Genomic DNA, 8,767 nt, shown 5'->3' on the forward strand with positions numbered 1-8,767 from the left:
GTCAAATGCCTGTAACTGGGGGAGCGATAATGATTTCGACATTCGCTCTGGAAAGCGCGCTGGCGATATTCGGAGGAGGGGCCGCGTCGCTGATCAGGGCGTCGATTTCATCGAGATCGGCGATCCTGATGAGGGACATATGGTTGAACTTGGCACTATGGCAGAGAAGCACCTTGCGATTGGCGCGGCGCAGGTAAACCCGCTTCAGGTCGCTATCTTCCGGCGAATAATCGAAGAGACCATCTGCCGTAATGCCCGAAACGCCAATAAAGGCGATATCAAACCACAGGCGCTCAAATTCATCGCAGGCCGACTTGCCGCAGATGGAAAGCTCTTCACCGCGGATCTGACCAGCAGGGACGTAGACTTCGCGTTGTGCACCGCCGAGAAGCTGGGCGGTCCGGAGGCTGGAAGTAAAAAACTTGACACCCACCGTGTCACACAGGGCTTCGGCGAGAAGATAAGTGGTCGAACCGACATCAAGCGCGACGCTCATGCGGCGTTCAACAAGTTCCAGTGCCTTGGCGACGATGCTCATCTTTTCGGGATTGTGTTCACGCAGGCGGGCTGAAAAGGCAGGTTCCTCGCGGTCGAGAAAAGGCTCCGGCGCGTCCTCGTCGATAACCGCTCCGCCGTGGGTTCGAACCAGCAGGCCGTCGCGTTCCAGTTCAACGAGATCACGGCGAATGGTCATTTCAGAGACGCCAAGTTCAGCAGCAATATCAACAACCTGGAGAAATCCTCGCTTGCGTGCGGCGTCGACGAGATGGGCATGGCGAACACGGGCAGGCAGCCGTTTTGCATCCGCTGGCTGGATGTCCTTTTGCTTGTCCGTCATGCTTTCCTCCGGTGGTTCGACCAGACATTCAACTTATTCATTAGGAGAAGGATCGAACAAAATCAATCGCAAAAAAACATAAACGAACATAATTTTATGTATTGCCAACATAATCAAACAGTGAATATGCTTTTTCGTGATCGATAACATTCGTTCCGAGGGTGAACAAAATGACCAACGCTGTAATGCCGGACAAACTGGCCAGCGAACTGAACGGCAAGCGCGCCATTGTGACGGGTGCTGCTTCTGGCATAGGCAATGCGATAGCGCGTGCATTGGCGCGCCATGGCGTTCGCATCGCAATTGCCGATATCAACGGTGATGCTGCGAAACGCGCAGCAAGCGAACTTGGCGGCGATGCTGTCGGACTGGCGATGGATGTCAGCCAGCGCGCATCCGTCGAGGCGGGCTTCGATGCTCTGATCGCCCAATGGGGTGGTCTTGATATCGTCGCGGCGAATGCTGGTGTTTCCACGATGAACCGTGCTGTCGACCTCACTGACAAAGAGTGGGACTTCAATTTCGACGTCAACACACGTGGCGTGTTTCTGACCAATCAGATTGCCGCCCGCTATTTTCTCGCCAGCGACACCAAGGGCGTGATCGTCAATACGGCATCGCTCGCCGCCAAGATTGGAGCGCCGCTTCTGGCCCATTATTCAGCAAGCAAATTTGCAGTTCTTGGTTGGACACAAGCACTGGCGCGTGAACTCGCGCCGAATGGAATTCGCGTGAACGCAGTTTGTCCCGGCTTCGTGAAAACCTCCATGCAATCGCGTGAAGTGGAATGGGAAGCGGAACTGCGCGGCATTACCCCTGAACAGGTCATTGCCGATTACGTATCGCAGACCCCGCTTGGTCGTCTCGAAGAACCGGAAGATGTCGCTGAAGTGGTTGTGTTCCTCTGCTCGGATGGCGCGCGCTTTATGACCGGACAAGGCATCAATGTGACCGGCGGCGTCTATACGACCTAGTGCAGACAAGGCGCTTCACGCCAGATGTGAGACGCCCACGAACAAGAATGGCTGACAAAGTGCAGTCACCTCCAGGGGAATAACGGCGGCCGGCTAAAAATGGCCCGTGTCGCTGATCGTGCAGAAGGGTAGACCTGAATGGCGTCGATCGAACTAGAACACGTCTCCAAACTATACGCCAATGGCGCCTATGGGGTGCGTGATGTCGATCTCAAGATCGAGGACGGCGAGTTTGTAATTTTTCTCGGACCATCTGGTTGCGGGAAATCGACGACATTGCGCATGATAGCAGGGCTTGAGGGCATCACCTCCGGCGACCTGCGTATTGGCGGTAAATCCGTGACGCGGCTCCCGCCAAAAGATCGCAATGTTGCGGTCGTGTTTCAATCCTATGCACTCTATCCGCATATGAGCGTGCGGCAGAATATGGGCTTCGGTCTCAAGATGCGTGGCGTGCCCGCTGCCGAGATTGCAGCCAAGGTTTCCGATGCTGCCAATATGCTGGGGCTGAACAAATATATTGATCGCAAACCTGCCGCACTGTCCGGCGGGCAGCGCCAGCGCGTTGCGCTTGGCCGGGCGATTGTCCGCGAGCCCAACGCCTTTCTTCTCGACGAACCGCTTTCAAACCTTGATGCACAATTGCGCGCAGAAATGCGGCTGGAACTGGTCAAGCTGCATCGCAGGCTTGGCAAGACCATCATCCATGTGACGCATGATCAGGTCGAGGCCATGACCATGGGAGATCGCATCTGTATCATGCGCGACGGTGTGATGGTTCAGGTAGGCGCTCCTCTGGAGGTTTATGCCAATCCTGCGGATACCTTTGTTGCAAAGTTTCTGGCGACACCGCCGATGAACCTCATCCCTGTGCAACTCACGTCATCTGGCGATGGCGAGTTGCAGGCAAAGGGCGATCGTGTCGATATTCGCATTCCAGCGATGCACAAGCCGCACTATGCGACCAGCAGTGGCAAACCGCTTCTGTTAGGCATCAGGCCTGAAGACATTTACGAAGCCCAGAACAATCCCGATTGGCAACCGCTCGATCTGACTGTCGTTGCGGTCGAAAAACTGGGCGTCGAGACGGTCGTCATCGGGCAGATTGGAAACGACAAACCGCTGGAACTGAATGCCCGCGTGAGCCGCCACTTTACCGCCGAAGTCGGGCAAAAGGTACGGTTGTTCATCGATACCAGACCGATGCATCTCTTTGATGCCGAGACCGAAAAGGTGATCAAACGACCACCGTTAGAACCCGGCCTTGTGACGGTCTAGGAGATGGCGATGCGCAAGATAGTCATCCATACGGGCCTTTTCATCGTATCGCTTGCGATCCTGTTACCATTGCTGTGGACTCTTCGAACAAGCTTTGTTCCAGAGCAGATGGCCTATTCCACCGAACTGATGCCACAGTTCACCTTCCAGAACTATGTGGATCTGTTCACGCAAAAGCGCTTTGGCGTTTATTACCTCAACAGTCTGATTGTGGCGACGGGGTCTGTGCTACTCGCGCTGCCCTTTGCGGCAATGACGGGCTATGCTTTTGCACGCTTCAAGACAGGCGGTCCGCTGGCCCGCTTTACCGTGCTTGCCACTCAGATGCTTCCGCCAGTGGCTATTGTCTTGCCAGCCTTCATGCTGTTCCGCTCCGTGGGCATGACCAATTCTGTGCTCGGCCTGACGATTGCTTATGCTGCAATCAATCTGCCGTTCCTGATCTGGATTCTCATGGGTTTCTTCGAGGGTATTCCTGTTGATCTGGAATGGGCAGCGCAGACAGATGGCGCCAGCGCCTGGGGTGCGTTCTGGCGTATTGTCGTACCTGTTTCTCTGCCCGGTATCGCAGCGGCAGGTGTGCTGGGTTTCATCCTTGCCTGGAACGAATTCCTGTTTGCTCTGGTGCTGAGCGGCCCGGCGACAGCGACCGTGCCTGTTGGTCTTGCCTCTCTACAGACCTCCAATGGGGTTCAGATTGCGAAAGTGGCGGCGGGCGTCATTCTGGCCATTTTGCCGCTCGTGATCGCATCGCGTTTCATCCAGCGCTTCATCGTGCAGGGGCTCACATTCGGCAGCGTCAAATGACGCCAAGATAAATTGCATGCGGGTAAACATAACAAAGGGAACCACGAAAATGCTGAAATATGGGAACAAATTAATGGCGGGCGTCAGCCTGCTTCTTCTGGCGGGTGCAGGATACGCACAGGCGGAAACCGTCACGCTGCGCGCCCTGATGGAAGATGTGCCCGAAACGCACATCATTGAAAAACTGCTGCCGGACTTCGAGAAGGAAACCGGCATCAAGGTGGAATTTGAAAAGGTGGGCTATGGCGACATGCATGACAAGCTCGCCACGCAGCTTGTCTCGCCTGAAAGCTATTACAATCTCCTTGAGGTGGACTTCCTGTGGGCAGGCGAATTTCCCGCTGCCGGTTGGTTGACCGATCTGAAGCCTCTCGCCGAACGCGACAAGCTTGATCTGTCCGAATTTATCCCCTCGACACTCGATCTGCTTGGTCGGACTGACCAGGCCATGCCGATCCTGCCGATGTACAACTACTCGATGGGCATGCTTTATCGAAAAGACTTGCTGGAAGATCCAAAGCTCAAGGAAGCCTATAAAAACGAGTTCAATGCCGAGCTGAAGAAGCCAGAAACGCTTGAAGACTATGTGCAGGTCGCCAAATTCATGAAGGCGAAGGCAAATGTTGCGGGCGCGGCCATGCAGGGCCAGCGTGGCGATCCGAACAGCATGGAGTTCTCCAACTACTTGTTCTCGGCGGGTGGCGGCTATCTCGACAAGGACCGCAAGGTCACGCTCGACAGCCCGGAAGCTGTCAAGGCGCTGACACTTTATGTCGATGCGATCAAGAATGCGGCGCAACAAGGCGCACTGTCTGCCACGCTGGATGATACGATGCGCCTCATGTGCAGCGGTGAAGCTTTCAGCATGGTTACCTATTGGTGGATGCTGCCTCAGATGGACAATGCCGAAAAGTGCCCGAATGTTGCTGGCAAGGTCGGTCTTTCCGTGATGCCGGGTGGCCATGGCGAAAGCGGTGGCTGGGGTTGGGGCATTCCAAAGAATACATCGCCAGAAACACAGGAAGCAGCTTGGACTTTTATCAAGTGGGTGCAGAGCAAAAAGATCGGCGTCGCACGCGCGCTTGAGGGCCATGCGCCTGTCAGCGAAGCTGTCTACAAGGACGCCGACGTCTTGAAGAAGTACCCGTTCTATGAGCAGGCTCTGGATGTTGTCGCTTCTGGAAAGTCGTTCCCGATATTCGCCTATTCGGCGCAGTATGAAGATGTTCTCGGTACGCAAGTATCGCAGGCGGCAGGCGGTGAGATTACGCCGGACGCAGCCATAAAGGCAGCCGCTTCCGGTCTGGAAGACCTTCTCAAGAAATAATGCTTTTGCCGCCCTCCCTATTGAAAGGGAGGGCGGCAGAAAATCTTCAGTTTGATCCCAGCGGCATTCTAGGAAACGTTCGTATGTCCACGTCCACCACTGCAATCGACCGAACCTGGAAAACCGGCTGGGCGTTTTCCCTGCCAGGATTACTGACACTTGCAGTCGTCATGGGGCTGCCGCTACTGTATGCCGTTCTCATGTCGATTTCCTCGATGACACTGATGCGGCCATCGCTGTTACCGTTCACGGGCTTTGAAAACTACGCGCGCATCATGAGCAATGCTCAGTTCTGGAATTCACTATGGCTGACGGTCAAATATTCGATCATCACCGTGGTTGCCGAGTTTATACTCGGGCTGGGGATTGCGCTCATGCTGAACGCGGTCGTGAAAACTAAACCCATCTACTTCGCAATCCTGACAATACCGATGGCCATGTCTCCGGTAAGTGTCGCCCTTATCTGGCGTATGCTGCTGCAGCCCAATCTGGGTATTGTGAACCACATGATGGAGACCATAGGTCTGCCAAGGCTTGACTGGCTTGGCTCGTCGGACCTCGCAATCTGGTCTATGGCCGCCATCGATATCTGGCAGCAGACATCCTTTGTCGTGCTTATCCTTGCGGCTGGACTGGCTTCGTTGCCGCGTGACCCTTACGAGGCAGCGGAAGTAGACGGTGCTGGCAAGATCGAACAGTTCTGGTACTTAACGCTGCCGATGTTGCGTCCCGTTGCGGCTATCGCCATCATCATCCAGCTGATCAATGAGTTCCGCACGTATGATCTGACGTATGTTCTCACAAAGGGCGGCCCCGGCACGTCGACGGAAGTCTTGAGCTTCTTCGCCTATAGACAGGCGTTTCTCGGGCTCTCCCTCAACGAGGGTTCGGCAGCAGCGTTCATCCTGCTTCTGATCGTGCTCGTCATAACAATTGTCTTCTTCTGGGTTCTAGAAAACAGACGGTTTCGGGACGTCGGCTAACCCTTAGCAAGACTATGCAGTTTCGGCCTTACTTCATTTCGGGCAGCAGCAACCGCTCAGAACACCAGTTCCAAACGGCATCGACCGCCTTTCTCGGTGAGGTCGACCGTTTGCGAACAAGGTAATAGTCCGGTTCTATCATGATAGTAGGCTCGGCTACTTGCACCAGTCGTCCGGTCGCCAGGTCGGACGCAACGAAGGCTCTACATGCGAGAGCGACGCCTTGACCGGCAAGAGCAGCATCCAGTGCAAGTGCTGTCTGGTTGAACGTCGCGCCTGGCAGTTTTCCTTTGGAGCCGAGAAGCTCGGGCCAGCGATTATGCGCATCGTGAAGGAGCGGCATTTCCCGAAGCTGTTTGCTTGTCAGCGGCAAAGGCCTGCCGTCGATGAGATAGGGGCTGGCAACAGCTACCAGTTCCTGACGAAACAACAGTTTTGCATCAAGCGTAGACGGAAAAGGTGGTCGTGTGAGGCGCACCGCAATGTCCACATTGTCCCGGTCGAAATCGGAAACCGCCTCCGTCGCAACGGTGCGCAATTCCACATCTGCGAGATCTGCATGAAGTCTGGCCAGTCGTGGAATAAGAAGTTTCGCCGCGACAGTCGGCGTAACGCTAATCGTAACCGTCTCCGGTCTGTCCAGAAGCCGTCCGGTCGCTTCTCCAAGCGTATCGAAAGCACGGGTCACATCCGCCAGATAGTTCGCACCTTGCGTAGTCAGGGCTAATCCACGTGGCAGGCGATGAAAAAGCGTCAGGCCGAGATGATCCTCCAACGCACGGACTTGTTGTGCAACAGCGCCTTGCGTGACACGCAATTCGTCCGCCGCGGCACGGAAATTCAACCTGCGGCCTGAAGCTTCAAAGGCGCGCAGGGCATTTAATGGAGGCAATTTGCGGCGTGACGGGTTCATGGATTAGCCTGTAGCTTTTCTACAGTATAATGTGTTTCTTTCTGGCGCGAAAGTCTTATCGAAATTTGGCATAGTGTGCTCAATATCGAAACAAAGGAGCCTTTGATGTCTGGAGAAAAAGTTGCAATCATCACCGCTGGCGGTTCCGGCATGGGCGCAGCGGCTGCACGGAAGCTGGCGCAGGACGGATATCGCGTGGCGATCTTGTCTTCGTCCGGCAAGGGTGAAGCGCTGGCGCAGGAATTGGGCGGCGTGGGCGTCACTGGCTCAAATCTGGTCAATGACGATGTGAAGCGGCTTGTCGATCTGGCGATGGAAAAGTGGGGCAGGGTGGATGCACTGGTTAATTCTGCCGGTCACGGTCCGCGTGCGCCGATCCTCGAACTGACCGACGAAGACTGGCACAAGGGCATGGAGGTTTACTTCCTGAGCGCTGTACGCCCAATCCGTCTGGTAACGCCGATCATGGAAGCACAGGGCGGGGGCGCTATCGTCAACATTTCGACGGCATGGGCCTCGGAGCCTTCGGCTATGTTTCCGACTTCGGCGACATTCCGGGCGGGTCTGGCCAGCTTCACCAAGATCTTCGCGGATAACTATGCCGCCAAGAACATCCGTATGAACAATGTGCTGCCCGGCTGGATCGACAGTCTTCCGTCTACGGATGAAAGGCGCGACAGCGTGCCGATGAACCGCTATGGCACGGCAGAGGAAATCGCCGCGACGATCGCGTTTCTGGTGTCTGATGGGGCAGGTTACATTACCGGACAGAACCTTCGCGTTGACGGTGGCGTGACCCGTTCCGTTTGATCGGTTCTTGTCTGGAACAATCAAGAAGCGGTGCCGGCTATCAGGTCAGCGCCGCTTTTTATCGTATGGGGAGATGCTAAATGGATAACGTCGAGGAAGTCGAACTTGCTGCATGGGGCGAGCTAGAAGCGGCGGCGGCTTCTCCAGAATCGGGCTTCCGTTATGTGAATCTCTGTTCGGTTGATGCCGAAAACCTCCCTCAGGCGCGAATGGTTGTGCTTCGGCGAACCGACGTGACCAAACGAATGCTTGAATTACACACGGATACACGCAGCGCCAAATGGCGAGAATTTGGCGCGCACCCTTATGCGACCTTGCTCGGTTACTGTTCACAGACGCGTCTGCAGCTTCGTTTGCAGGGAACAGTTGAACTTCACGCGCCGGGTAGCTCAGTTGCCGAAACAGCTTGGGAAATGCTCCCCGCTAGGACGCGTGCGACCTATGCAGGAGGCCCGCCCGGAGATGAGCTTGCCTTGGCGACTAACGAAAAGCCGTCCGCATCTAAACCCGTAAACGATGCAGACGGTAAACTCCACTTCGGGGTATTGGCTTTTCGAGCGGGTATACTGGATTGGTTTCAGCTTCGGCGGGAGGGTAATCGCAGGGCGAGATTCACCTATGACCCTGCTGGCGTGGTCATGGCCTCCGAATGGATCAACCCTTGATACGAAACTACCTCGCTTGCAAATCGCACTTCAAGCTAGAACCCACCCGGTGGAAAAGCTATCCCAAGTGCATCATGCCGTTGATGAGGCATATCTGATTATGCTGGTTCCTGCAAAAGGGAGGCGAACACTTCAGCGGGTGTCTTGAATCCAAGACACTTGCGCGGGGTTG

The 8,767-nt window shown here is 55.4% G+C and carries 9 protein-coding genes; 7 read left to right on the forward strand and 2 right to left on the reverse strand.

Annotated features, from left to right (window positions below):
* Position 1: 1 nt before the first annotated feature.
* Positions 2–838, reverse strand: a complete 837-nt coding sequence (locus tag JAU75_RS14805; protein ID WP_199057261.1) for a DeoR/GlpR family DNA-binding transcription regulator — start codon at positions 836–838, stop codon at positions 2–4.
* Positions 839–1,008: 170 nt separating this feature from the next.
* Here JAU75_RS14805 and JAU75_RS14810 point away from each other — a divergent pair, with 170 nt between their 5' ends.
* The 5 genes from JAU75_RS14810 (at position 1,009) to JAU75_RS14830 (ending at position 6,207) form a co-directional block, all read left to right on the forward strand.
* On the forward strand, positions 1,009–1,812 hold the full coding sequence (locus JAU75_RS14810; protein ID WP_199057262.1) for an SDR family NAD(P)-dependent oxidoreductase: 804 nt from the start codon (positions 1,009–1,011) through the stop codon (positions 1,810–1,812).
* Positions 1,813–1,950: 138 nt separating this feature from the next.
* Complete coding sequence (locus JAU75_RS14815) at positions 1,951–3,090, forward strand: sn-glycerol-3-phosphate ABC transporter ATP-binding protein UgpC (protein WP_199057263.1); 1,140 nt, start codon at positions 1,951–1,953, stop codon at positions 3,088–3,090.
* Positions 3,091–3,099: 9 nt separating this feature from the next.
* Positions 3,100–3,897 carry a carbohydrate ABC transporter permease gene (locus JAU75_RS14820; RefSeq protein ID WP_078337097.1) on the forward strand — a complete coding sequence of 266 codons (798 nt, stop codon included), beginning with the start codon at positions 3,100–3,102 and terminating at the stop codon, positions 3,895–3,897.
* A 73-nt stretch (positions 3,898–3,970) separates the two neighbouring features.
* A complete protein-coding gene (locus JAU75_RS14825) occupies positions 3,971–5,224 on the forward strand; it encodes an extracellular solute-binding protein (RefSeq protein ID WP_247880506.1) in 1,254 nt (417 codons plus the stop codon).
* Between the two features lie 83 nt (positions 5,225–5,307).
* Complete coding sequence (locus JAU75_RS14830; RefSeq protein WP_199057265.1) at positions 5,308–6,207, forward strand: carbohydrate ABC transporter permease; 900 nt, start codon at positions 5,308–5,310, stop codon at positions 6,205–6,207.
* A 28-nt stretch (positions 6,208–6,235) separates the two neighbouring features.
* Here the strand turns inward: JAU75_RS14830 and JAU75_RS14835 are convergent, their stop codons facing one another.
* Positions 6,236–7,120 carry a LysR substrate-binding domain-containing protein gene (locus JAU75_RS14835; RefSeq protein WP_199057266.1) on the reverse strand — a complete coding sequence of 295 codons (885 nt, stop codon included), beginning with the start codon at positions 7,118–7,120 and terminating at the stop codon, positions 6,236–6,238.
* Between the two features lie 105 nt (positions 7,121–7,225).
* Here JAU75_RS14835 and JAU75_RS14840 point away from each other — a divergent pair, with 105 nt between their 5' ends.
* Positions 7,226–7,930 (forward strand): SDR family oxidoreductase, encoded by a 705-nt coding sequence (locus JAU75_RS14840; RefSeq protein ID WP_199057267.1) that lies wholly within the window; start codon positions 7,226–7,228, stop codon positions 7,928–7,930.
* 80 nt (positions 7,931–8,010) lie between these two features.
* On the forward strand, positions 8,011–8,595 hold the full coding sequence (locus JAU75_RS14845) for a pyridoxamine 5'-phosphate oxidase family protein (protein ID WP_199057268.1): 585 nt from the start codon (positions 8,011–8,013) through the stop codon (positions 8,593–8,595).
* Positions 8,596–8,767 lie beyond the last annotated feature (172 nt).

The sequence above is a fragment of the Ochrobactrum sp. Q0168 genome (assembly GCF_016427605.1).
Taxonomy (GTDB): domain Bacteria; phylum Pseudomonadota; class Alphaproteobacteria; order Rhizobiales; family Rhizobiaceae; genus Brucella.